This is a genomic window from Acinetobacter sp. ACNIH1 (assembly GCF_002934695.1).
Taxonomy (GTDB): domain Bacteria; phylum Pseudomonadota; class Gammaproteobacteria; order Pseudomonadales; family Moraxellaceae; genus Acinetobacter; species Acinetobacter variabilis.
In genome coordinates, this window is the sequence record NZ_CP026420.1 from 78551 (window position 1) to 103436 (window position 24886).

At 40.1% G+C, this 24886-nt stretch carries 26 protein-coding genes; 18 read left to right on the top strand and 8 right to left on the bottom strand.

Annotated elements, in window-relative coordinates; translation table 11 throughout:
- Nucleotides 1-721: 721 nt before the first annotated feature.
- From C3F22_RS00410 to C3F22_RS00430, 5 genes are all read left to right on the top strand, one after another.
- On the top strand, nucleotides 722-1036 hold the full coding sequence (locus C3F22_RS00410; RefSeq protein ID WP_104425639.1) for a type II toxin-antitoxin system Phd/YefM family antitoxin: 315 nt from the start codon (nucleotides 722-724) through the stop codon (nucleotides 1034-1036).
- Between the two features lie 2 nt (nucleotides 1037-1038).
- Entirely contained in the window at nucleotides 1039-1413 is a 375-nt protein-coding gene (locus C3F22_RS00415) for a hypothetical protein (RefSeq protein ID WP_104425640.1), read from the top strand.
- 384 nt (nucleotides 1414-1797) lie between these two features.
- Nucleotides 1798-2199 carry a pilin gene (locus C3F22_RS00420; RefSeq protein ID WP_322872461.1) on the top strand — a complete coding sequence of 134 codons (402 nt, stop codon included), beginning with the start codon at nucleotides 1798-1800 and terminating at the stop codon, nucleotides 2197-2199.
- A 20-nt stretch (nucleotides 2200-2219) separates the two neighbouring features.
- Nucleotides 2220-3554: an O-antigen ligase family protein gene (locus C3F22_RS00425; protein WP_104425642.1), complete on the top strand. Its 1335-nt coding sequence runs from the start codon at nucleotides 2220-2222 to the stop codon at nucleotides 3552-3554.
- Between the two features lie 201 nt (nucleotides 3555-3755).
- A complete protein-coding gene (locus C3F22_RS00430; RefSeq protein WP_104425643.1) occupies nucleotides 3756-5390 on the top strand; it encodes a PglL family O-oligosaccharyltransferase in 1635 nt (544 codons plus the stop codon).
- 54 nt (nucleotides 5391-5444) lie between these two features.
- Here the strand turns inward: C3F22_RS00430 and bfr are convergent, their stop codons facing one another.
- From bfr to C3F22_RS00445, 3 genes are all read right to left on the bottom strand, one after another.
- Complete coding sequence (gene bfr, locus C3F22_RS00435; RefSeq protein WP_104425644.1) at nucleotides 5445-5909, bottom strand: heteropolymeric bacterioferritin subunit Bfr; 465 nt, start codon at nucleotides 5907-5909, stop codon at nucleotides 5445-5447.
- A gap of 226 nt (nucleotides 5910-6135) precedes the next feature.
- On the bottom strand, nucleotides 6136-6330 hold the full coding sequence (locus C3F22_RS00440) for a bacterioferritin-associated ferredoxin (RefSeq protein ID WP_004787097.1): 195 nt from the start codon (nucleotides 6328-6330) through the stop codon (nucleotides 6136-6138).
- Between the two features lie 189 nt (nucleotides 6331-6519).
- Nucleotides 6520-6903 (bottom strand): RidA family protein, encoded by a 384-nt coding sequence (locus tag C3F22_RS00445; protein WP_104425645.1) that lies wholly within the window; start codon nucleotides 6901-6903, stop codon nucleotides 6520-6522.
- A gap of 132 nt (nucleotides 6904-7035) precedes the next feature.
- Here C3F22_RS00445 and C3F22_RS00450 point away from each other — a divergent pair, with 132 nt between their 5' ends.
- Nucleotides 7036-8097 carry an RNA-guided endonuclease InsQ/TnpB family protein gene (locus C3F22_RS00450; RefSeq protein ID WP_104425646.1) on the top strand — a complete coding sequence of 354 codons (1062 nt, stop codon included), beginning with the start codon at nucleotides 7036-7038 and terminating at the stop codon, nucleotides 8095-8097.
- Nucleotides 8098-8173: 76 nt separating this feature from the next.
- Here the strand turns inward: C3F22_RS00450 and C3F22_RS00455 are convergent, their stop codons facing one another.
- The 3 genes from C3F22_RS00455 to gmk form a co-directional block, all read right to left on the bottom strand.
- Nucleotides 8174-10282 (bottom strand): RelA/SpoT family protein, encoded by a 2109-nt coding sequence (locus C3F22_RS00455; protein ID WP_104425647.1) that lies wholly within the window; start codon nucleotides 10280-10282, stop codon nucleotides 8174-8176.
- A 217-nt stretch (nucleotides 10283-10499) separates the two neighbouring features.
- Nucleotides 10500-10781 carry a DNA-directed RNA polymerase subunit omega gene (gene rpoZ, locus C3F22_RS00460; protein ID WP_004650579.1) on the bottom strand — a complete coding sequence of 94 codons (282 nt, stop codon included), beginning with the start codon at nucleotides 10779-10781 and terminating at the stop codon, nucleotides 10500-10502.
- A 77-nt stretch (nucleotides 10782-10858) separates the two neighbouring features.
- Nucleotides 10859-11482 (bottom strand): guanylate kinase, encoded by a 624-nt coding sequence (gmk, locus tag C3F22_RS00465; RefSeq protein ID WP_004787090.1) that lies wholly within the window; start codon nucleotides 11480-11482, stop codon nucleotides 10859-10861.
- A 135-nt stretch (nucleotides 11483-11617) separates the two neighbouring features.
- Between gmk and ispH the strand changes: the two genes are divergently transcribed.
- From ispH to rplS, 12 genes are all read left to right on the top strand, one after another.
- Nucleotides 11618-12568, top strand: a complete 951-nt coding sequence (gene ispH, locus C3F22_RS00470) for a 4-hydroxy-3-methylbut-2-enyl diphosphate reductase (RefSeq protein ID WP_104425648.1) — start codon at nucleotides 11618-11620, stop codon at nucleotides 12566-12568.
- Nucleotides 12569-12734: 166 nt separating this feature from the next.
- Complete coding sequence (locus tag C3F22_RS00475; protein WP_104425649.1) at nucleotides 12735-13172, top strand: pilus assembly FimT family protein; 438 nt, start codon at nucleotides 12735-12737, stop codon at nucleotides 13170-13172.
- Between the two features lie 18 nt (nucleotides 13173-13190).
- Complete coding sequence (pilV, locus tag C3F22_RS00480; RefSeq protein WP_104425650.1) at nucleotides 13191-13673, top strand: type IV pilus modification protein PilV; 483 nt, start codon at nucleotides 13191-13193, stop codon at nucleotides 13671-13673.
- Nucleotides 13666-14688, top strand: coding sequence for a PilW family protein (locus tag C3F22_RS00485; RefSeq protein WP_104425651.1), 1023 nt, complete (start codon nucleotides 13666-13668; stop codon nucleotides 14686-14688). Before pilV ends, C3F22_RS00485 begins: the two co-directional genes overlap by 8 nt.
- Nucleotides 14688-15374 (top strand): pilus assembly protein PilX, encoded by a 687-nt coding sequence (locus C3F22_RS00490; RefSeq protein ID WP_104425652.1) that lies wholly within the window; start codon nucleotides 14688-14690, stop codon nucleotides 15372-15374. The genes C3F22_RS00485 and C3F22_RS00490 overlap by 1 nt, the downstream gene beginning before the upstream one ends.
- A 27-nt stretch (nucleotides 15375-15401) precedes the next feature.
- Nucleotides 15402-19028 carry a pilus assembly protein gene (locus C3F22_RS00495; RefSeq protein WP_104425653.1) on the top strand — a complete coding sequence of 1209 codons (3627 nt, stop codon included), beginning with the start codon at nucleotides 15402-15404 and terminating at the stop codon, nucleotides 19026-19028.
- Between the two features lie 9 nt (nucleotides 19029-19037).
- A complete protein-coding gene (locus C3F22_RS00500; RefSeq protein WP_104425654.1) occupies nucleotides 19038-19577 on the top strand; it encodes a type IV pilin protein in 540 nt (179 codons plus the stop codon).
- Nucleotides 19564-20007, top strand: a complete 444-nt coding sequence (locus C3F22_RS00505; protein ID WP_104425655.1) for a type IV pilin protein — start codon at nucleotides 19564-19566, stop codon at nucleotides 20005-20007. Before C3F22_RS00500 ends, C3F22_RS00505 begins: the two co-directional genes overlap by 14 nt.
- Before the next feature lie 138 nt (nucleotides 20008-20145).
- Nucleotides 20146-20403, top strand: coding sequence for a 30S ribosomal protein S16 (gene rpsP / locus C3F22_RS00510; protein WP_004826436.1), 258 nt, complete (start codon nucleotides 20146-20148; stop codon nucleotides 20401-20403).
- A gap of 21 nt (nucleotides 20404-20424) precedes the next feature.
- Nucleotides 20425-20973, top strand: coding sequence for a ribosome maturation factor RimM (rimM, locus tag C3F22_RS00515; RefSeq protein ID WP_104425656.1), 549 nt, complete (start codon nucleotides 20425-20427; stop codon nucleotides 20971-20973).
- 42 nt (nucleotides 20974-21015) lie between these two features.
- Nucleotides 21016-21765 (top strand): tRNA (guanosine(37)-N1)-methyltransferase TrmD, encoded by a 750-nt coding sequence (gene trmD, locus C3F22_RS00520; protein ID WP_104425657.1) that lies wholly within the window; start codon nucleotides 21016-21018, stop codon nucleotides 21763-21765.
- Nucleotides 21766-21935: 170 nt separating this feature from the next.
- Nucleotides 21936-22307, top strand: a complete 372-nt coding sequence (gene rplS, locus C3F22_RS00525) for a 50S ribosomal protein L19 (RefSeq protein WP_004787066.1) — start codon at nucleotides 21936-21938, stop codon at nucleotides 22305-22307.
- A 61-nt stretch (nucleotides 22308-22368) separates the two neighbouring features.
- Here the strand turns inward: rplS and C3F22_RS00530 are convergent, their stop codons facing one another.
- Together C3F22_RS00530 and C3F22_RS00535 are read right to left on the bottom strand one after the other, a co-directional pair.
- Nucleotides 22369-23349 carry a lipase family alpha/beta hydrolase gene (locus C3F22_RS00530; protein ID WP_104425658.1) on the bottom strand — a complete coding sequence of 327 codons (981 nt, stop codon included), beginning with the start codon at nucleotides 23347-23349 and terminating at the stop codon, nucleotides 22369-22371.
- Nucleotides 23350-23519: 170 nt separating this feature from the next.
- Nucleotides 23520-24530, bottom strand: a complete 1011-nt coding sequence (locus C3F22_RS00535) for an esterase/lipase family protein (protein ID WP_104425659.1) — start codon at nucleotides 24528-24530, stop codon at nucleotides 23520-23522.
- Between the last annotated feature and the right edge of the window lie 356 nt (nucleotides 24531-24886).

Here is a 24886-nt window from a genome sequence, read left to right on the forward strand (position 1 = left end):
TCTAATAATTCCGCATGAAATCAATATATTGTTTAATGGATTAAGAGCAACGAAAAACCGAAAGGTAATTTTATGTAAAAAAATGACAAAAAAAGTCACTTTCTTCTTTGCTACGCACTATTCAGGTTGCATTTTTATCGGTTGAAGTAGGCAAAAAGTGCTTGTGAAAATTGCAGCTAGTGACAAGCTTGATTGATCGATACGTGAATGGACATCTGTAAAATTACTTACCAAACTTTTAGAAGAAAAAATGTGACTGGGTTGTGTAAGATGAAACGAAATTTTAAACAATCATCGGTGAAAATATATAAAGAAAGCATTTCCGCGCTGAAAGACTTAAAAAGTATAGCAGCACATATCACCAGTCTAGGGAAAATTATGAATAAAGTAGAAGACACACCACTACAGACGTTGATAAAAAGTCATGATTGAATTGCAGCTAAAAGCCATGGGTTTGCTCTCTTCATGGTCAGGTGGCAAGTAAAATAACCCTAAAGCAAACATGAAAAGTAATTTCTAAATCTGTGCTTGATGCCTGTGCTGCATAGTCCTGTGTAAAACTGCCCGCTATTTCGATTCACAACCTACCAGTCATTGCTGCTCCAAGTAGAGCATTCAGAATTAAATGACATTGCTCAGGTTAATATTACATGCTTAGAGTGTGGTTAAACTATATGGCAAATATGATATAATTTTTGATATATCGTATGAGGTCTTAGATATGAATGGATTAACTTTTATTAATGGTGCGACGGTTTCTGCGACGGATGTGCGCAAATCTTGGAGCAAAATTGTTCAAGGGGTCAAAGAAAGCCATAAACCTGTTTTTGTTTGCACGAACAATACGCCCGAAGCTGTTGTACTAAGCTTTGAAGAATTTCAAAACATGCAGGAAATCGTTGAAGTTGCTCGGCGTGAACAGCTAGGACAACAAATGGTTGCCGATCTTTTGGATATTGCTCAGCTCACTGGTCAACCCATCAAACATATGCTGTTGAACTCCAAAGGCGTGTTTGAAGAAGTAGAAGAGCAATAAGCATGGCTGTTGGTGATATTTATCGAATTTTTGTGAAATTTGGCTCAGATCGCCTTGAAGGGAAAGAGCGCTATACCGTTGAAATTGGTAAAGTGAATTTAACTGTTGTGCATTTAGATTCGATTACAAGCCAGTACACGGACAAATCAGATTATATTAAACTGCAATATTATCCAATCCGAGATTGGAGACAGGCAGGTTTACAAAAGTCATCTTACATTGATATTCGCAGCACAATGAGCTTTGATTTTCGTGAAATATTAAGCAGCGGAAAACATATTGGTCAGTTAAGTCATACTGATGTTATAGAGTTGACTCAGTTTATTCAAAATTATAAAGAACGCTTGGAAGCCTATATGAAAGCTAATCCTACTTAATGGCTTATTACAAGAATGACGGGTAGACCACGAGTAAGAATACGCGGCAGAATGATCCAATCATTTGCATCTATGAAGTGTTTCTTGGGGTTATCCATAGCAGGGTAAATGGGAAATAAGCTACTTACGCAAAATTTATAATAGTCCCAGTTTTTATTGTATTTTAAGTTTCTCTGGACGTTAAAGTTTATCTCAACTTGTTTACTTTTATAAAACGCATCCTAAGGTACTAAACAAAAGCTATTTTCTGATATGGACAAAACTCAAATTTTTGTCCATTCAAAAGCATGTCCATATGGACAAAATGAAAAATAAAGTAAAACAATATAATTCAATGGTTTGATGCATGTCCATATAAAGTGACTTATGGAATGCATCGAATTAATGATTGTAGTTGCGATTATCGGTATTTTGGCTGCAATTGCGATTCCGGCGTATCAAAATTATATTGCTAAATCACAAGTAACTCGTGTTTTAGCTGAAATTTCGCCAATGAAAACAGCTATTGAAACAAATTTATTAAATGGAGTTGATGAAACTACAGCAACAAATTTAGGTTACACTGACTCTACATTGTTAAGTGCTGCTCCTACTGTAGCTTCTTCTGCCAGTGCTGGTACCGCAAGTATTACTGCTACTCTTGGTAACAAAGCAGCTGCAGCTACATCGGGTGCAAAAGTAATTTTATCTCGTGCTGCTACAGGTGCTTGGACTTGTAAAATTACTAAATCTACTAATGATGGTTGGAAGGATTCATTTTCTCCTACCGGTTGCACAGTATCTTAATTCTATAATTAGAGAGGCTTATGCCTCTCTTCCATTTTATGTATATCATTTTACTGGTTATATTAGCAATTTACCTACTTGGTTATCATGTAGGTTGGAGTATTTTTCAATATGATGAATTAAGATTAATTAGTTTACTAATTTCAGCTCTCTGTTTTATGCTTATATTGTTTAGACTAAATACTACTTTTAGATATAAATCGATTTTTGTTTTTATATTATTATTTTTAGGTTTAATTTTTCACTTTAATAAATTTAGTATATATCAGCATCAAGATTTAGCTATGCTTATTGGTCTAACTATTATTATATTATGGGTAACTCTGGAGATTAGGAAATATAAAAGCATCCAGCCTTTTAATCACTTTCTCTTTTTTTTGATTATTTGCTCTATTATACCTACTATATTTATAATATTTTCTATAAAAGACTTTCTTTCTGGTGGTATTTGGTATAATTGGCAAATGAATGCTGGAAATATTAGGATTTATGATAGTGTCGTTGTTCCGATTATTTTTTTAGCAATTTACTTAAAAAGTATAAATTATAAATATATTTCTTTTATTTATCCATTAATTGTGTTTTTACTCACTTTAGGTTTATGGTTTGATGGTGCCAGAGCTGCACTGCTTAGTGTTTTGATAGGTTTGATTGTAATTTTTATTCTTTCCAAACAGCATCGAAAACTGGTCTTGGGCACAGGGGCAGTTATTTTATTCTCTTTCGCTGTGTGTCATTTCACTTATTATTTTTACAATAAAATACATGGGGTTGATAAATCTTTAAATGTTATCCGAACCAGTACTTCTGGTCGTTGGGAACTCTGGAGTTATGTATATCAAAAGTGGGTTGAACAACCATGGAAAGGGGTAGGTGGGAATTTTTTAGCAACAACGGATTATCCTTTAAATCATTTACATAATTTTTATTTTAAATTAATTTTTGAGTGGGGTGTTTTAGGTTTTATTTTTCTTTGCTGGATTTTTTATCAATTAAAAAAAGTACTCACGTCAGATGATGTACATATTGCACTTAAAGCGGGTATTTGCGCGGTAGCTGTTGATGCTTTTTTTTCTGGTAACTTAGTGTATCCAGCCTCACAAATAAGTATTTTCCTATTGTTGGGATTAGCTTTTTCACAATACAGACCTGATATACAAATTGTGAGCAAAACAAAATATTTATCTAAGATTGTAATATTATTGTGGTTTGGTCTCTATATTTTTATTGTAGGGAGTTATTTTTTACAAGATTTACTTTGTTACCAGTGCGGTAGTCATGCCGAGTTAATGGCGCCAGGCTTTTGGTATTATGGTAAAGCTGAACATTTGATCCATCACTCTTTAGTTCCCTAGTTATTCAACAGCACCATCAAAATAGTAGACTTAAGACCGTGGAAATAATTTCTTAAGTAAAAAAATGGGGAATTTAAGTATTCCCCATACGATCATATAATTTCAAAACTGGCAGAATTCCAATTAAACCTGCTACACAAAGCACTATCATCTTCCCTAAAAAAATATAAGATAGAGCCATTTTTTTGGTCTATTTTTCTTATGAAATCTGCATTGCTATTTTGGGCTGCCATCCCCATCTCCCTAGCATGGCTATTGCCCATTCACTACCGTCCTTGGGTTACCTATACCGGTGAGCTGTATGCCTTCTTTGCGCTATTTACATTAACTGCGATTTTTCTAAAAGAAAAAATCAGGTTACCTGCGATTAGTTTGCTCTTATTATTACTTTCTTGTGTTCCTCTGATCCAGTTACTGGCAGGGCAGGTGTTTTTCTTTAGTACTGCCATGATGGGAATAATTTATGTTTTTAGTTTTTGGCTGGCAAGCATGCTGGGTTATCACCTTTCAACCGGAAACTATAACCGGGAAGAAACTTTTACCAATCTTAGCTATGTGTTTTTAGCTTCAGGAACGATTACAGGCTTAATTGCTGTATGTCAGTGGACGAATCTGGATTCAATACTGCCAGGTATGGTGAATATCAGTGGCAATCAGCGGCCCTATGCTAATTTCGCTCAGCCCAATAATATGGCAACTTTTTTAGTCATGGCATTGATGAGTTGTCTGTACCTCTATGAAAAGAAAAAAATCCAGACCAAGTGGCTATTTGCCTGCGCTGCTGTGATTGTCATGGGAGTGGCGTTAAGTCAGTCACGTACTGCTTGGGTTGCTGCAATTGCCATCATGCTGTATTTAGCGTTCTACCAATATAAAGGTATTATCCGCCTGAAATGGTATTACAGCACTGCTTGGTTCATCTTCTTTGTTGCCTGTATTGGGGTTTTTCCATTACTCAGTCAGCTCGCTGCACAAGCGATGGATACGGATGTCGTACAAAGTAGGGATGTGGTCTCTCGTGCTACCGGTGATATGTCACGCCTCGCAATCTGGCAGCAAATGCTGGCCGCAATTCAGGCGCAGCCATGGTTTGGCTATGGCTGGTATCAGACTAGTGTGGCTTTTGTCTCGATCAGCGATACCGTACAAGGCCCGGTTTGGATTCGAAGTGCGCATAATTTTATTCTAGACTTTTTACTCTGGAATGGACTGATCATCGGTCTGCCTTTCTTGGCATATTTTGGTTATTTGGGCTATCAGTTACAACGATGGGTTAAGACCCCTGAGTCTGTCATTGGTATATTAATGATTGGGGCATTTCTTACCCATGCCATGTTTGAGTTTCCGCAGCACTATGCCTATTTCCTTTTACCGGTTGGGTTTATTATTGGTACGATTCTAGCTCAAAATCCAAATATTAAAACCGTGACCTTGCCCTCTATAGTGATGAAACTCATTTTTGGATTTGGGCTGCTGTTATTGATTGCGATCTATCGGGATTATGATGTCGCTGTACCCAAACTTGGTCAAAGTATTCGTTATGAGCAACAGCCTGAAAAAATCACCAATCAACAGCCAATTTATTTATTAACAGAATTTAATCATCGTATTGACTGGATTCGTCTTAATCCTTATAGCAAAGCATTCCCTGAACAGATTCAAGCAGGCGAGCATATGGTATTAAGTTATCCAACTAAATATAATCTGATTAAATACGCCAAATTGCTAGCTTTTAATGGTTATGAAGATGAAGCCAAGCATCAGTTGCAACGCTTAAAAGTCATTCAGAAAACTGAACTTAGTTATGAGGAATTGATTCAGGATATGCCAAGATAAATTCCCTATAAAAAAGCCAGCAAGAGCTGGCTTTTTTATTGATTCATTCTAAGTTTAGAGCTGGCTTTGAATATAGTTTTCAATACCAATACTTTCGATGAGATCTAACTGAGTCGTAGTCCAGTCTAGATATTCCTCTTCTTTTTCCAGAATTTCACGTAATAGGTCACGGGTCACATAATCCATCTGTGTTTCTGCCAAAGCTACAGCCTGCTGAATGACTTCAATATTTTCTTTTACTTTGCGTACATCACAATGCAGTACTTCTTGAGTATGCTGGCCAATATATAATTTGCCAAGATGTTGCAGGTTTGGTAAGCCTTCCAGAAATAAAATACGTTCAATGATTTTATCGGCGTGCTTCATCTGGCGGATGGATTCTTTATATTCTGCCGAACCCAGTTTTTCAATGCCCCAGTCATTAAACATGCGTGAATGCAGGAAATACTGGTTAATCGCTGTAAGGTGGTGATACAACACCTGGTTCAGCTGATTAATTACATCACGATTGCCTTTCATTGTATCACTCCATATAGCCTGTTAACCCATTTATCGCTATGGGTTTTTGATTAACTTATCTTAAATCAATCGAGCGAGCAATGGCGAGTAATTTATTGAACTGCAAATGAAAATCGCAATCAAAAAGCTTCAGGTGAAATATAAAGCAATAAAAACCCGCCAGAGTCAGAGGCGGGGGAGGAGTAATGATACGAGACCATTGATTTTATAATTATCGTTATCCGCTTTAGGCAGCAACAGCCAGCCGGGCAGCAATCTGGGAAATTTCATCACTGATGATCATACGGGCTTCTGGAGCACAACGACCACAACACGTGCCTAGGTCAAGCATTTCACGTACATCACGGTAACTTTCGGCGCCATTTGCAATAGCATCTTTAATGTCTTGATCTGTAATGCCACGGCATAGACAAACGTACATAGGATACAACCACAGTGAATAAATAAGATAAGAGATATTATTGATAATTGTTATCGTTTGTCAATAAAAATCATTTGAAAATGCTTTTTATAATGATTGATGATTTAGATAAAAAAATACCACCTGAGCGGAAATTCGAGTGCTGCTCGGATTTTCACGCAAGGGTGGTATCTCTTAATTCAATATAACTTATTGATTGATAACAACGATGCCATCCATCTCAACTAAAGCACCTTTCGGTAAGCTTGCTACTCCTAAGGCAGCACGTGCTGGATAAGGTTGAGCAAAGTATTCACCCATAATTTGGTTGACGAGCTGAAAATGAGAAAGGTCAGTTAAGAAGATATTTAATTTCGCAATATCAGCCAATGAGCCACCTGCTGCTTCACAAACCGCTTTCAAGTTATCAAAAACACGACGAATCTGAGCTTCGATGCCTTCAACTAGTTCCATACTATATGGATCCAGACCAATCTGGCCGGATAAATAAAGCGTATCCCCGACTAGAATTGCTTGTGAATAGGTGCCTATGGCAGCTGGGGCATTTTCAGTATGGATCACTTGGCGGAACATTAATTTCTCCTTTTATCAAATGGAGCGTAAAACTCTGTCCTGAAAGTCAGAGATATAAGCAATACGACATAAAATGTCGTTGAATTTTTTAAAAATCAATACATTTAATTTAACATGATCTAAAATAAGCTCATGAAAACACTTAAATTACGCATAAAAGACAAACATTGCAAGGTGCTAGACCAATTAGCAGCTGAGGTGAACTTTGTTTGGAATTATGTGAATGATTTGAGTTTCAATCACTTGCAAAGAACAGGTAGCTTTTTCTCAGCATTCGATATGGCTAAATACACAAAAGGAACTTCAAAATTGTGTGGTTTGCATAGTCAAACAGTGGATGCAATCAGGGAAGAATATGCTGGTAAAAGAAAACAGTTTAAAAAAGCAAAATTAAAATGGCGTGTGAGTAATAAGAAGTCAGCAAGACGTTCACTTGGTTGGATACCATTTAAGAAATCGGGGATAAATTACGCTGATGGCTATGTGCAATACGGCAAACAGAAATTTAACCTATGGGATAGTTATGGTATAGGCAAATACAGCGTTAAAACAGGCTCATTCGTTGAGGATAGTCGTGGGCGCTGGTACGTGTGTCTTGTTGTGGAATCACCTAAACAAGATAAACCGACTTCTACTAAAGCAATTGGTATTGATCTTGGTCTAAAAGATATTGCTACCTGCTCAGATGGTACTGTGATTTCAAATCCAAAGTTCTATAGAAAGTATGAACAAAAACTAGGTATAGCTCAACGAGCAAAAAATAAGAAACGTGTTCGTGCATTACACGCTAAGATTGCAAATTGTCGTAAAGATCATTTGCACAAAGCAAGCACCATGCTTATTAAAAACAATGCACTTATTGTTGTAGGTGACTTAAGTGCCAAGAAACTTGTAAAAACTAAAATGGCGAAGTCTGTTTTAGATACAGGATTTTCAGCACTAAAAACGATGCTCAAGTATAAATGCGAGAACGCAGGAGTATTGTTTGAGGAAGTCAATGAAGCCTATACCACCCAAATGTGTTCGTACTGTGGTGAGATCACCGCAAGTAGTCCGAAAGGTAGAGCAGATTTGCGAATAAGAGAATGGAAGTGCGTGAACTGCGGTACAGCTCACGATAGAGATAAAAACTCAGCTCTAAACATTCTTGCGCTCGGGCATGAGCGTCTAGCAATAGAAATCCCTGTCTTTTAGGTCGGGGAGGATTGTCAACATCAACATACATCATATTAGATCATTGCCATGGGCAAAAGTATTATTTTTTAAATGGCTAACTCGCCTTCGATGTGGTTTCTGAAATGCTTATTGGCTGGGACAGACGGATAATTCGCGGAAAACCAAAATGCATGCGTAAATCACGAATAATCTTGGCAATCTGTTTACGGTTATGCACCACAATATTTACATAAGTTTTGCCATCATAATTGCGTACCATCTCTACACCTGTATGACCTTTACGACATTGATAAATCAGATCGGAAATCTGTTCATCGTCCATAGCCTGATCAATACAGAGATAGGCAGTAAAGCTGACATCATCCAGATCCTCAGTCGTCCATTGTAGAGGCATAATATTTTCAGGATGCATATGTTGTTCCTGCAATAAATTATGGCAACGGGCACGATGTACAATCAGGCCACGACGAGTCAGATGACCTTGAATTGGATCACCAAGTACCGGGTTGCAGCAATGTGCGTATTTAACATCTACACCTTCTGTACCCTGAATAAGGCGACCTGAACTGTTCGCATTTTGATGCTGGTCATGTGCAAATAAATGGTTGGCAACCAGTTGTGGTAATAAGTCACCTACAGCAATCTGTTCAAATAGTTGCTCTTTAGTCGGTACATGACGCCACTCCAGTACATTTTTCCAATCAGCTTCGGTCAGATCACCAATAGAACACTGGAAAAGTTTTAAGGCACGGTTGAGGGCCTGTTGACCTACAAGGCGTTGTTCATCAATATCCTGATCGCGCAAAATATTCTGAATGGCACGACGGGCTTTTTGGGTATTAATAAAGCTGAGCCAATCTGGGTTTGGGGTTGCAAGAACATCAGTAATGACTTCAACGACCTGACCACTCAATAATGGCGTAGAAAGCGGCTTGGTTTCACCATTAATTTTGGCGCCAATAGCATGGTTACCGAGGAACAGGCTGGCGGCATAGGCAAAATCAACAGCAGTCGCACCTTGCGGCAACTCATGCAGATGACCGTGAGGGGTATAAACCCAAATTTTTTCCTGATGTAGATAATCCAGTAATTCACTGAACGTAGTCTTGGCACATTCGCCATCAACGAGTACGTTCAGGTTTTGCATGGATGCCTGAATTGCAGAACGGCAGGCTTGAGGGGCATTTTCACCAAGTACTACCCCAAAGCGTGCGGCTTTACGCATTAGTTCAGTTTGAATAGTCAGCGATAAAGTAGTCTTTTCGCCTTTTAAGCGCATGGTTAAAGACTGGTTGCCGCCCGGAAGAGGGCGACGGATATTATCTTGGTAATTTTGAACTGTAAAACTTTCAGTCAGGATATCGGCAAGGCGGTCACAGTCGGCAATGCTCTGTAAGATAATTTCAAATGCGTGGCTATGCGTAAGTTCCTGCAGATCAATATCATTTTTTACAAAGTGGCGTAATAGCTCGATATTATTGTTTTTCTTTTTAACCCGGCCTTCAATGGCATATTGCTGTAGCAATTCGTTAAGTTTCTGTTCCCACTTGGCCTGATATTCACAGCGTTTAGGCTTGGTTTCTAAAAGGGCAGCCTGGACATCATTATACATATCCAGATCCAGATTTTGATAACACAAATGTTCCAGATTATCTGCCATTTCATTCATGCCGACCAAGCGTGCCATTGGAACGAAAATTTCAAAGGTTTCGCGGGCAATACGGGCGCGTTTATCCGGGCGTAATGCTTCCAGCGTAGTCATATTGTGATAGCGATCTGCCAGTTTCACAATAATGACACGTGGATCCTGTAGAGTCGCTTGCAGAATTTTACGGAAAGAGGCCGCTTTATTATATTCCTTATCACTAGAATGGCTGAGCTTGGTGACACCATCAACCAGCTCTGCAACCGTGCTGCCAAATTTTTCAGTAATGTCATCTTTATTGAAGTCGGTATCTTCAATGACATCATGCAGCAGCGCTGCCATTAAGGTTTCAGTATCCAGACGCATATGGGCCAGAATACAGCTCACCGCGATAGGGTGCAGAATATAAGGTTCACCACTTTTACGGGTAATGCCATCATGGGCAATATCGGCATAATCACAGGCCGCAAGCACACGTTCGACATCGCTTTCACTTAAGTACGCGTCGATGATGATTTTTAACTGTTGCTTAGCTTCACTGACCTGTGGGCCTGGCATAAAACACCTTTAAAACTGGATTTTTTAACAAATAAAACAGAGAAAGCTCGTATGAAATGTATAACATAAAGTGGGTCAGTTTTTTCATATCAACAAGTGAAAAATTTATACTGACTTTAGAGCTAACCCTTATGTTATAACCGTTCTGCGCAAAATATAAAAGTCACAGAACAAAAAAAGCCTAGTTTAAAACTAGGCTTTTTGGAATGGTTTATTCTTATTGGAAAGAAAAACCATCTAAATTTAGATTATTTGCAGAAAGAGCAAGGTCTAAACTTGAAGTTTGATAATCTTGATCACGTTGTTTCAAAATATCTTTTGATACATGACCTGCAGCGATTTCACGTAAAGCAACTACAGTCGGTTTGTCATTGTCCCATTCTACAGTTGGTTCAATGCCTTGACGTGCCAATTGACGCGCGCGTTTGCTTGCCACTAGTACAAGCTCAAAGCGGTTGTCTACATGGTCTAAACAATCTTCAACGGTTACGCGTGCCATAAGAATTCTCGTTTTGAATAGTAAATTTCAACAGACTGCACAGTATAAAATGCTTTGTCTGGAGACTCAAGTTTTAATCACTGTTCGCTTGGAGTAATTAGAGCCTGGATCAATTTTTCATGGCGGGTCGCTTGCTGGGAAAGCACCAGTCGATTGGCGATAATCACAGATTCAAGATCATGTAATGCCTTATTAAAGTCATCATTGATAATGACATAATCAAAGTTGACGTATTGCTGCATATCTTCGACTGCACAGCTAAGACGGTGTTCAATCACTTCAACAGAGTCTGTACCACGGTTGGAAAGACGCTGACGCAAATCAAACTGGCTTGGCGGAAGAATAAAAATCTGTTTAGATTCAGGAAAAAGTCGACGAACTTGTTGTGCACCTTGCCAGTCAATTTCAAGTAATACATCATGACCTTTGGCAAGTTGTTCTTTTACAGTCGCTTGCGCTGTGCCGTAATAGTTACCAAAGACTTCGGCATATTCAATAAAACCACCTTCCTCGACCAGATTTAAAAAGTCTTCTTTAGTCGAGAAATGATAATGTACGCCATCGAGTTCGCCAGGTCGTTGACCGCGTGTCGTATGAGAAACAGAAACATGAAGATTGTTGACGCGTTCAAGTAATGCTTTAACGAGGGATGTTTTGCCCGTTCCAGACGCTGCAGAAACGACAAACAAGAGACCCGACATGATATTTTTCCTGATATGATAAAATATCTTCTCTATTTTAGAGTAGACCGGCTTTAAACTAAATAGTTGTATGTCGATTGTTTTACATTTATTTCAATTGTAGCGCCATAAATTGAGTGAGTATTGAGGATTTCTATGGAAATTGTTTTAGCTAACCCGCGTGGTTTCTGTGCCGGTGTGGATCGTGCCATTGCGATCGTGAACCGTGCCCTAGAATGCTTTAATCCACCCATTTATGTGCGTCATGAAGTGGTACATAACAAATTTGTCGTAGATGATTTACGTCAACGTGGTGCGATCTTTGTCGATGAGCTAGATGAAGTGCCAGATGACAATATCGTGATTTTCAGTGCACATGGTGTGTCTAAGGCTGTACAACAGGAAGCCGAACGCCGTGGTTTAAAAGTTTTTGATGCGACCTGTCCTCTAGTCACTAAAGTACATATTGAAGTGACCAAATATGCCCGCGAAGGGGTGGAAGCGATTCTAATTGGTCATGAGGGCCACCCAGAAGTTGAAGGCACCATGGGGCAATATGATAAAAATAATGGCGGTGACATTTATCTGGTTGAAGATGAAGAGGATGTTGCCGCTTTAACAGTTCGCAATCCTGAGAAAGTCGCTTTTGTGACCCAAACGACTTTGTCGATTGACGATACAGCGAAAGTCATTGATGCGCTTCGCAAAAAATTTCCGAATATTCAAGGTCCACGCAAAGATGATATTTGCTATGCGACACAAAACCGCCAGGATGCTGTACGTGATTTAGCTGCACGTTGCGATGTTGTGTTGGTTGTAGGATCACCGAATTCATCCAATTCAAACCGTTTGCGCGAACTGGCGGAACGTATGGGGAAGGCGGCCTATCTGGTTGATAATGCAGATGAGCTCAAGCAGGAGTGGTTTACCAATATTTCTAAAATTGGGGTAACTGCAGGTGCTTCCGCCCCGGAAATTTTAATTAAGCAGGTGATTCAGCGTTTACAGGATTGGGGTGCACAGGCACCAAAAGAACTGGATGGGCGAGAAGAGAATATTACATTTAGTTTGCCAAAAGAGTTACGTATTCCTGTAACACAGGCGTAAATTGTTAACTATTTAACAATTTATTTTTTATTAAAAAATAAACAGATAGCTATAATATGACAGTTATCTGTTTTTTTATACCTTTTATCTATTGTGTGTAGTTTTTGTAATTTTAATAAGTAATAGTTTAAATGGGTCAAGCTTAGACCTACGGGGGAGGGAGAGTATGCGTAAAATTCAGGGGTTTACCTTAATTGAGTTAATGGTGACGATTGCTGTGGTGGCGATTATTGCGACGATGGCTGCTCCTTCAATGTCTAGCATGATTCGTAAAAACCAATTGCATAGCGATGCAAGAGCTATTGTTGAATTGGCAACAATGGCACGTTCCGAAGCTGTATTTACCAAGAAACAACAGAAGTTGGCATTAGATGCTTCGGTAACAGACGGCCAGTTCAAGTGGTTGCCAGAGCAACATACCAGCTGGGCAACCAAACCAGTCAATAGCCTGACCTACAATATGTTTGGCTTTTTAGTTTCAGCGAATGATCGTGAGTGTTTTATTTTGCAGCATCAAAAAGACAGCTCAAAAAAAGCGGTCATCGAGTTTTTTAAAAACGGTTCGATTCGATATGAACGCTCAAATAGCACATGCCCAAATTAATAGGATGAGGCTAGAACAATGATAAGAAATCAACGTGGTGTGGGCTTGGTCGAGGTTTTAGTGGCATTGGTGCTGCTTGGAATTGCAGTGCTAGGCTTTACTGCTTTGCAAATTCGGGCAGTTTCTGCCAGTGCAGACGCAGGTCAAAATATTCAAGCTATGAATATTGCACGAGATTTATCTGAACGTATCCGTATGAATCGTGATGGATTAAATGAATATAAGGCAAATGCAACCGTGATAGATTGTGCTGCAAATTTTTGTACCAGTAATCAAATGGCAGCCTATGACTTTCGACAAGTTCAGTTGCGTGCAGAAAATTTAGGTATGTCTATTGCTGTGAACGACTGCCAAGGTTCGACCCTAAAAAGAAAATGTATATATGTGGCTTGGGATACAACCACTGCAACAAATGGAAGTGGAGGTAATCACTGTACCAATGGGACAGCGTATAACCCAAATGCACAATGTATAATTATGGAGGCTTATAACTATGACTAAGCTTCAGAAAGGTTTCACTTTACTTGAGCTGATGATTAGCTTGGCAATTGGTTTGTTGGTGGTCAGTGCAGCAACCGCTATTTTTCTCAGCGCACAACGATCTTTAGGATTTCAGTTGGGTATGGGTGATGTGCAGCAAAACTCAAATTTTGGTTTGGCAATGCTGACTCATGACTTACGACACGCCAACTTAAACACCCCGTCTAACCAAAAAATTAACAATAAGATTGTGGGTTCTGGCGTAATTTTTGCCCGAGAAAACTACCCATCCAGTTTGCATGCAAATTTGACTAATATTGCGTATAGCACACTAAATTTTGCCGATGATGCAACGGCAGGTAAAAGTGATCAAATTGTGATTCAGTTTGTGCCACAGTATCAAATTGAAGAAGCATCAGATGTTGACCCAAATGATACTACCAAGAAAATCAATGAAAGATTATTAAGCAATACAGATATGTATGATTGCGAAGGCAATAGAATTGGATTTACAACCGCCAAAGCCAATGAGGATACCCAGGCAATCCGCCCAACCATGGTGCAGCGTTACTATGTAGCAAAATTACCAACCTCACAGCAGGGCAGTGATGGTTTGGATCGTTACGGACTGTACTGTGATGCAGGGCATTATAAAGCAGGTGATAGTACGATTAATGGTTTGGGTAGCAATGCACAACTACTCATGCAAAATATTGATGCCTTTAAGGTGCTTTTGGGGGTGAAAAATCCACAAAACAATCAATTGCGCTATGTCACGATAGATCAATATAAAACTTTAATGTCATCCATTACTGCAGAAAAAGATTATCTACAAGTGATTTCCTTGCAGGTGTCTGTAGTAGCACGATCTGCGACCAATATTGGGGCTGATGCTGGTTTAAATAATAAAACCATTACCCTCCCAGGCGCCGCAAATGCAGTGGTGTTCGATGGTGATGCAAATTTGAATAAAAAATACATACGTCAACTGGTGACTCAAGTGGTTGGTTTGCGTAATACATTGGGAGCATCGTAATGAAACAGCAAAAAGGTGCAACCTTAATTGTGGTTTTGGTCATTCTTATTTTAATTACTCTGGTTGGTACATTGGCTGTACGTTCTGGGATTTTAGGATTAAGACTGGCCACCAACAGCCAAGTACAGGCTTTGTTATTAGAAAATAGTAATGCGGCATTATTTAATTTGGAAAATCCAAATCAGGTTGAGCGTCAATTGGCACGAGATGGTATGTATAGCTATTTTAACTCCGCTGCTAATGCAGAAGATGAGTTGGTATTTTGCTACCGTGCATCGCAAAGTACATTTTTTTCTATGAGTCAAGCCAGTGCAATTTCCCGTACAGGTTCAAAAACCAAAATTGGGGTAACAGGTTATTGTAAAGCCAATCAGTTTGCGACAGGGCGTTCAGCGGTATTGGCACAAGTCTATTTAAAGAAAAATATAGACAATGTGGTGCCATTTGCACACGTAGCTCAAAACACCAGTATTGGCTCAAGCAGCTTACCTGTGGTGTCGAACAGTATTGGCGTGACCGTGATTTCAGTCTTGCCAAGTTTTTCTAGTGCAAGTAAAGCAGAAATTGAAGCTTGCTTTAAAGAGCGTGCGGCAAATGTATCACGCTGTTTTGAAGATTTAAATATTCCCTATAACACCCAGCGCGCAGACTATGTGGTAGGTGGTCAGCCAAAGCTTGTGTCGTAGTTGAACAGCATCAGTGAGGATTAACAAATGAAACGGTTTAATAAAAAAGTTCTTTCTGCCACTGTGTCAATGATGATGACATGGGCAGTGTGTGGAAGTATTCAAACTTCAGTTGCGAGTGATATTGAGATTTATAAGGACGCAGCTGCGGGTAAAGTTACTTTGTTTATGATGTTTGATACATCGGGAAGTATGGGGCATGGTGATGGGTATTGGGCTAGAGATTGGCGGGGACGGATTGTACATGGTGCAGATACAGTAAATGCACGTAATAGCCCTAGTAGTTTGGTGGAAGACTATAATATATGTAACTGGGATTATACTAGATATTTGTCGTGGGAAGGGTGGATTTATACATATAGTGATAATACAAAAACGGACAAAAAAATAGATTACAAAGTGGGTGAGCGGGCAACTAAATCATTTTATCCAACCTATTGTTCTGTGAATCAATCTACATTTAATGATTTAAATTCAACTTACAAAAGTAGAATTGAAAAAGAATGTGAGAAGACAAGGGGGGGCTTTCCTTATATTTGCTATGATCGAATATCCCGTTTGAAAATGGCAATGATCAAATTATTAACTGGGAATCAAATATTCAACACCACTCGAATTGGGATTGGTCAATTTTCATCGCCAGTGGATAATAGCGATCAGTTTTCACATGATGGTAAAAGCGCTAAAATTGTTTATCCAGTTGTTGAATTGACAGCAGAAAACCGCGAAAAGTTATTAGATAAAATTGTGAGTTTGGATGTTTATAATGGTACACCATCAGCTATGGCTTATGCTGAGTCTGCAGCGTACTTATTGGGAACGAATACTTCTGGTATGACCAATAGTGGCTATGCTTATTCCGATGCCAATACAACCCCAAAAATTCGTAATACTAATAACGGATATGTTTCTCCATTGACTGGAATTGATACCTCAAGTCAATGTAATGGACAGGGGATTTATTTTTTAACGGATGGATTTGCTAATAACTCCTATACAGCGACTCAAACAATGATGGAAAAGGTATTGGATAATAACTTATCTGGTACAGGTTTAACTGGAAGTTCCCCGAGTAGTAGTGTTACAACTCAAGGGTGGCCAGAAATAGGTAAATTTGCTCAACTATTACGTAATGATAAATATATTAAAACTGCGGTAGTGGGTTTTGGTAGTTTATTTCCAAACGATAGCACTTATGTCAAAACCTTAACAAATACTAGAAATAAACCCTCAACCTACTACGATTGCTCTAAACTTCCTAATCCAACTGAGTCAGGAATTGGTAACCAAGAAAAAAGTAATAGACAAGATCTAATCAATACCTGTAATTGGGGGGCAAAACCGCAATCTGATATTATAGCAGCGGATCGTAGTCAAATCCCAAGCAGCGTTGGTGGTTATGGTAATGGTGGTTTTTATTCAGCCCAATCCGTTGATGATGTGGTAAATAGTGTGGTGAAATTTCTAGATGATGTTGACCCAAATATTGAACCTGTTACAACGGGTAGTCCGACCATTCCTATAGATAGTTTAAACCCAATTCAATTACAACCCTATGGTTATTATGCAGAATTTAAGCCAAAGCCAAGCGAAAAACCTCAACTTTGGGCTGGGAATTTAAATAAATATAATTTAAGAAATGGCGAATTGGTGGATAAAAACTTACAACGTTTAATTTTAAGTACAGGCGCACTCAATAAAGATGCCGTAGGTTTATGGACCAATGGTGTTAAAGGTCAATTACCACTGGGCACTTTAGTTGCCGCAAATGGCGAGCAAAATTCAAAACGTAAAGTATTCACCAATCGAGTGATTAAACAGGATAAAACCGCTGTTTCAGGTGATCGTTTGGCACAAGTGAGTTTATTGAGTTTATTTGCAGACAACAATGAAATTGCCAAATTTAAGTATGATGCCGATAAAAACTATTGGTTAAATTTCCTAGGTTATGATGTAGGTATTGCTGAGAACATTGCGAGTTTAGGTGATCTCACCAGTAAAGAGTATCGAGAGCTTGGAAGTGTGATGCACTCCACGCCAGTCATGCTGACCCAAGAAGGAAAAATTACGGTTGCAGATGGTAAGTTAACCACAACGGGCCGTAAAGATTATTTGATGTTTGGTTCTACGCAAGGTGCGTTGCATGTGGTGGACAATGAAGGTAAAGAAGTATTTGCGTTTGTACCGCATGAAATGATGAAAAATCAAAAAAATGCATTTATAGATAGTGGCAAATATGTAGGTTCGGGTAAGAACAACTTATTTTATGGTGTAGACGGCCCTTGGACAGCTCACACCCAATATGTTTCAAAAAGTGATGGAACATTAACGGTGAAAGATTCTGGGCGTAAGGCAAGTGATGAAGAAGATGCGCAGAACCTGATTGGTATGCAGTGGGTGTATGGCGGCTTGCGCATGGGTGGAAAGAGTTACTATGCGCTGGACTTAACTGACATTGAAAAGCCTGAATTGAAATTCCATATCAATCCAGATGCAGATAATGCTTCTGCTGCACTCAAGCAAATGGGGCAAAGCTGGTCAAAACCGACTCTCGCTTACGTAAATTGGGGCGATACGCGCAAGCTTGTAATGTTTGTAGGTGGTGGTTACGACCCTATTTATGAAATTCATAATGCAGACCCAAGCTCGACCAAAGGAAATGGTGTGTATATGTTTGATGCACACAATGGCGATTTACTCTGGTGGGCCAGTGATAGTGAAAAAACAGGTGCCAGCCGTTTTACTCAGAATAATCAGTTAAAATATAGTGTTGTTTCACAAATTAATGCGATTGACCGTGATGGAGATGGTTTAACAGATCATATCTATTTTGGTGACTTGGGTGGGCAAGCATTCCGTGTCGACTTTAATAATCGAGCAACAGATACAGCAAACTTTGCAACTCGTGCTGTTCTTTTGTTTACAGAGCATCAGGGTTCTGGTCTGAGTCCTCGTTTTTATGAAATGCCGAGTGTTTCTATTCATCAAGATGATGGGAACTACTTTGCTGCAGTTGCCTTTAGTTCGGGTAACCGTAGTTCGCCATTAGCAGGTTTAAACTCTACAGACAGTGCTAATGATGCCGTATTTGTAGTGTATGACAATGATGTAGCACGTCAGGACTTGTATAAAACAGGCATCACACTAAATACCGAAGATGAAAGCTTAACCCAACTTAACTTTGATAGTGGTGTAGCACGCCGTGGGCAAAATAATATATTCAATGGTGGTTGGAAAGCTTATTTTGATAGTGCAAAAGCAGGCCGTTATAAAGGTATGAATGACCTGTATGCTCTAGATGGTATGCTCTATGTCAATGTTTATGATCGTGATGGTACTGGTATTGGCGGAAATTGTGGTGCAGGTGTAGCGGGTGACTCATATCTGTATCAATATTGTTTACCTACAGGGAAGTGTAGTTTCTATTCAGGCACTGGAAACAAACCAGGTCGGGTAAAACTTGGTGCAGGTATTTTGGGTACAGGTTTGGGCCAGGGTTATGGAAATAATGCAAATACAGTGAGTTTAGTGGTGAATCGTGATGAGCCATCTGCACTGGATTGTAGCTTACCTGCCAATAAAAACTTACCTCAATGCCAGTTGTTTAATACACAGGTAAAACTCAAGCAAATGCGCTGGTATGAGTCGCGTTAAGGGGGGAGTATGCAATTCAAGAAAGGCTTTACCCTAATTGAGCTGATGATTGTGGTCGTTGTGATCGCAATCATTGCAGCCATCGCGATTCCGAGTTATGCGGCATATATTCAGCGTAAAGATCTTGCTTTAGCAAAGCAGGAAGCATTGCGAATAGCGACAGAGCTAGAAAAATTCAAAGCTAAAAACTTCAGCTATAAAGGTTTTGATGCAACCTACTTATATACAGGTTATGCACCATCCACAGGCACTTTAGCAATTCCTGTAGATGGTTCAGATACTAAATTCAACCTTACTTTATTGGATTTAGCCACCAAGAAGCCTTTATCTATACAAAGAGGCGCAGATGGTAATGAAACCGCAGATTCAAGTTCTGTACGTGGTTTAAACTGGGTGATACGGGTTGAGCGTGCTAAAACAGGTACAACCTTAAAACAACCACGTAATTATGATTTATTGTTGACTAGTGAAGGTGTGCGTTGTCAAACTCGGACTCCAGATATGGTATCAACATATACTTGTGGGACTACAAATAATGAAAACTGGTAATCAAGAGCGCGGATTTACACTGATTGAACTCATGATTGTGGTGGCTGTTATTGCTATTTTGGCTGCAATTGCGATGCCATCCTATACTAGTTATAAAGTCCGTGCCAATCGTGTAGAGGTTCAAACGGAGCTGATGCAACTTGCGCAGCGTTTGCAAAGTTATAAGGCGATTAATCATAGTTATCGAAATGCAACATTGGCGAGTATTGGAGGAAATAGTACATTTCCAAGCCATCAAGCTTTATACAATATTAATTTGGCAATTGATGCATCAAATCAAGCATATACCCTGTCAGCTTTGCCTATTTCAACAGCTGCACAAAAAGGGAATGGTGCCTTAAGTTTAGATCAGTCAGGGCGCCAATGCTGGTTTAAAGGTAAGGATTCACCTTTAACAACAGATACTTGCTCTGCTTGGTCAGAGAAATAAATTCAAACCTGCGGATAAATACGTTTTGATCTTTCATTCAGGGCAAACTTCGCGTAAAATATTGCCCTCTATGAAAGGGGTTTGAAGTGTTCCGGTGGTCGGTACATGAATAATCCGTAAAAACTATAAGGTTCTATCATGGTTGTTATTCGTCTTGCACGCGGTGGTGCTAAAAAACGTCCGTTCTATCAAATCATTGTGACTGATAGCCGTAATGCACGTGACGGTCGTTTCATCGAACGTATCGGTTTCTTCAACCCTACAGCTCAAGGTAAAGCAGAAAAACTTCGTTTAGATGCTGACCGTTTTGCTCACTGGGTTTCTCAAGGTGCTCAACCTTCTGAACGTGTTGCTTCTCTAGCTGCTCAAGCTAAGAAAGCTGCAGCTGCTGCTTAATTTTAAGGTAGCAGGTAGCCCATGACACCAACACAGAATGTTCCCGAAGATCGTATTCAGATTGGACAGTTACGTTCAGCATATGGATTAAATGGGTGGCTCTGGGTCTATTCCAATACAGAACCTATGAGCAATATATTTGATTACCTTCCTTGGTACATTGAGACCAAAGCAGGTTGGCAAATTGTCGATGTAAAACGTTGGAAACCACATGGTAAAGGCCTGGTAGTTTCGCTAAAAGGTGTGAGTGATCGCACTGCAGCAGACGGTCTGGTAGGCGCTAATGTCTGGATCTCTAAATCGCAACTGCCTCAAGCAGATGTGGATGAGTATTACTGGTCTGATTTAAAAGGTCTAACTGTGTTAGGTCTGAATGAAGAAGAACAGGAAGTTAATCTCGGTCAAATCCATGAAATGTTTGAGACAGGTGCCAATGACGTAATGGTAGTTCGCGCTACTGCTGACAGCGTTGATGGTGAAGAGCGAATGATTCCATGGCATAAAGATGTGGTACAGCGTGTTGATCTCGAAGCTGGTCGTATCTACGTAAATTGGGGCGTAGATTATTAATCCTTAACGGGATTAACGCAGCAGGAAAATGAGGAGTCTGCGGTGTTCTTTGCAGTCATTACGCTTTTTCCTGAAATGTTTGAAGCGATTACAGCCTACGGTATTAGCGGGCGCGCAGCAAAACGTGATTTGATGCAAATTCATTGTATTAATCCACGCGAATTTGCTGAAGGGAACTACAAACGGGTGGATGAACGTCCATTTGGGGGTGGTCCCGGTATGGTGATGATGGCTGAGCCATTAGCGAAAGCAATTCACCGTGCCAAAGAGCTTGCAGTGCAAGCGGGTGCAACTAATGTTCCTGTGGTGTATATGTCACCGCAAGGAAAAACCTTAAATGAACCTGCGGTACAGGACTTCGTCAAATATGACGGCCTGATTGTATTGTGCGGACGTTATGAAGGTGTCGATGAACGTTTGATCCAGAAATATGTTGATCAGGAATGGTCGATTGGAGATTACGTATTATCGGGTGGTGAGCTCCCTGCGATGGTTTTATTAGACAGTATTATCCGGAGACTTCCGGGTGCAATGTCGGATGAACAGTCACACGTGCAAGACTCATTTGTGGATGGTCTTCTAGATTGCCCACAATATACCAAGCCAGACCATTTTGAAGGGATGGATGTGCCAGACATTTTGAAATCGGGACATCATGCCAATATTGAGAAATGGCGGTTTTTGCAGCGATATCAGCGCACTTTGGAACGCCGACCTGAGTTGGTAGAAAAAGTTGAACTGACCAAGCAGCAAAAGAAATGGCTAAAAGATTTGCAAAGTGGCAACAACTAAACCTGTTGTCCAAATCTGTATTTAAGCAATGTTGTTTAAATATTTAAAATAGGCTCTTTATGCATTGAAGCGGTCAAGCATAAAGGGAAAGTCAATCGGGTCTATGCGCTTTAGCCTCTAGCCCCAGTGGAATCAGACCTCTTCTGGCCCACACATATTGGAGATACCCCATGAGCGGTAAGCATCCTTTAGTACAAGCTGTAGAAAATGCTCAGCTTAAACAAGACATCCCAGCTTTTGCACCAGGTGACACAGTAGTTGTCCAAGTAAAAGTAAAAGAAGGCGACCGTGAACGTCTACAAGCGTTCGAAGGCGTTGTAATCGCTAAGAAAAACCGTGGTCTGAACTCTGCGTTCACAGTACGTAAAATTTCTAGCGGTGTGGGTGTTGAGCGTGTGTTCCAAACTCACTCTCCAATCGTTGCTAAAATCGAAGTGAAACGTCGTGGTGACGTTCGTCGTGCTAAACTTTACTACCTACGCGAATTGTCTGGTAAAGCTGCACGTATTCGTGAAAAATTGCCAGCTCGTAAACAAGGTTAATTTTAGCCTTGCTTATCTGCAAAAAAATGCGCCTTTGGGCGCATTTTTTTATGTTTAAATTTTATAAACCTTGTAGTTTTAAACGATTAGCATGCTGACGATAAACATCTACAGGGTCTGGTGCGAATATATTTTTCAATCCAAGTACCTGGTTCACTTCATCCAGATGGTTCCAGTTATAGTTATCTCGAATCGTCTTACCAAACTTGGCGCTACAACGAGCCACTAAACCGTCATTTTCTTTACCCTCATCAATTAAGAGGCTCGTGGCTTTGAGTGCAGAGTCAAGATCCAGAAGATTGGTGACTGTTCCTAAGCCAGTAAAGGAATAGTTATAGATCTCTTTATTACCATATTTCCACTTATATTCACCTTCACCACAGGCGGTGGTGGGTATACCAATTGGATATCTCTGGTTAAATTTCGCAGAACCTGATGCCGTTAAACTGCCGCCACCCGCAAGTGAATCATGCGGATAAGAGTTTGGATCCAGACCTTGGGCCCAGGTAATGGCTTTAGAAACCAGATTTATCGTACCGACCAGTGGTGCTTCAATAGCAGTCCCTTCAGCTTTTAAAATCAGGTCTCCAACCGGCGAACCTTTGTGTGGTGCACCTACTGTGGTTAATGAAGCCACCAGTTTAGGTTCTGAACCAGCCACATAACGAATCGTTGGTCCACCATGTGAGTGTCCGATCAAGTTAACTTTATCTGCTCCGGTAATTGCGGCAATTTCCTTAACCTGCTCCAAAAGTTGTTCACCGCGAATTTCAGATGAGTTAAAAGGGGAGACCCGTGTCGCCCAGACATTCGCACCATTACGGGCCAGATCAGGTAAAATCTGATACCAGTAATCCAGTCCAAACTGGTCAGTGCCAACCTGGATGAAACCCGCCATACCATGTGAAAATACAATCGGATATTTGGTTTTGGCATATTGTGAACTGGCTTTTGCCGTCACCTGACTGGCCTGAGTGGAGGCATGAGCCGTGAAGCAGGTCGCTGCCATGAGCAGCCTCGCCGTTAATACTCCATATTTCATCATTATTTCCTCATTCTTGTTGTTGTGTTAAGGCGATCCTCGCCATAATGTGGTGAATAGCCAGCTGAAAAGCCGACCCATTAAGCTTTTTAAGTTTTTTATCTCCTTCGTTTTTTAAAGTGAAAATAACGAAAAAGCCCTTATATCCGTAGATATAAGGGCGATGAAAATTATAGATTCTGAAGTTTTAAACGATTAGCATGTTGACGGTACATCGCAACTGGATCTAGAGCAAACAAGCCTTTAAGACCAAACATCATATTGGCCAGATCGGTATGGTTCAGCTTGTACTGGTCATTAATCACCTTACCAATGAATGCACTACAACGGGCAACCATGCCATCATTGTCTTTATTACCATAAGATAAAGGGCCAAGCTGCATCAGGATAGTATCGATATCCAGTGCATTGGTCGCTTGAGCCACGCCGGTCCAAGAATAATAATAGATACCGTTACGGTCTTTCGGTTTCAGGTTCTTATTACAGTTTTCTGTGGAGGCTAAGACACCATCCTGCACCATCTGTTTGGCCACGCTGGCATTAAAAGAGCTGGAGCCAGTTTGGGTTAGAGATTTCATGGAGGCATCGAAATCAATTTCCAGTTCAGGTTTGAACTGTCCCAGTGCAATGAGCGGCCCAATAATATAATCACCGAGAATATTGAAAGCAGTGCGGGTGAGGGCATTGTTCTGAATATCATCAGCCACTTTAGAGCCATGATAGGTGCCTGCAACCCCCGTAATGGATGCAATCTGCTGCGGTCGAGTTGCTGCTACATAAAGTACTGTCGGACCACCATGTGAGTGACCAATAAGATTGATTTTCTCTTTTCCTGTAATTGCCAGCACTTCATCGACCTGATGAATGAGCTGTTCACCACGGTGAGTCGTAGTATTGGCAGGCGACAATTGGGCGGCAAACACGGTCGAGCCATTACGGGCCATATCCGGCAGAATCTGATACCAGTAATCTAAACCAATGGTATCGGTACCTATGCGTTGCCAGCCTAACCAGCCATGCACCATCAAAATAGGATACTTGGTTTTGGCATAGTCTGATTTGGCTTTTTCAGTGACCTGAACTGCACTTGCTGCCGCCTGGGTTTGTGTTGAAAAGCCAAAACCGAGGCCTGCTGCCAAGGAAAGTGCCAGCATTTGTGTTGTTTTAATAAAAGTACGCATAACAGTTCCTTTGTTCATTTTATTGTTATAAAAAGCAATCATTGCTCGGGAGTATTGATGCGCGATAAATATTGAAGTGGGATACCTCGATCGTGCAGACCTAATCTTCAATCACGTGCAAAAATTATTATTTTAAAGCAGAAGCATTTTTTCATGCTGATGAGCCAATTCCAGGTCATTTTGGGCCACGCCCGGTGAGCACTTGTGAGCACATAAATTTGCAATTTATATACGTATGTATTTTATTGTTAACTCCTTGAAATCTAAGATTGATGAATGTTTAGGCTGAAATAGTTAGAAACAAATAACAATGTTAAAAAAAGTAATCAGCCCAAGAAAATCAAGGCTTTCAGAGG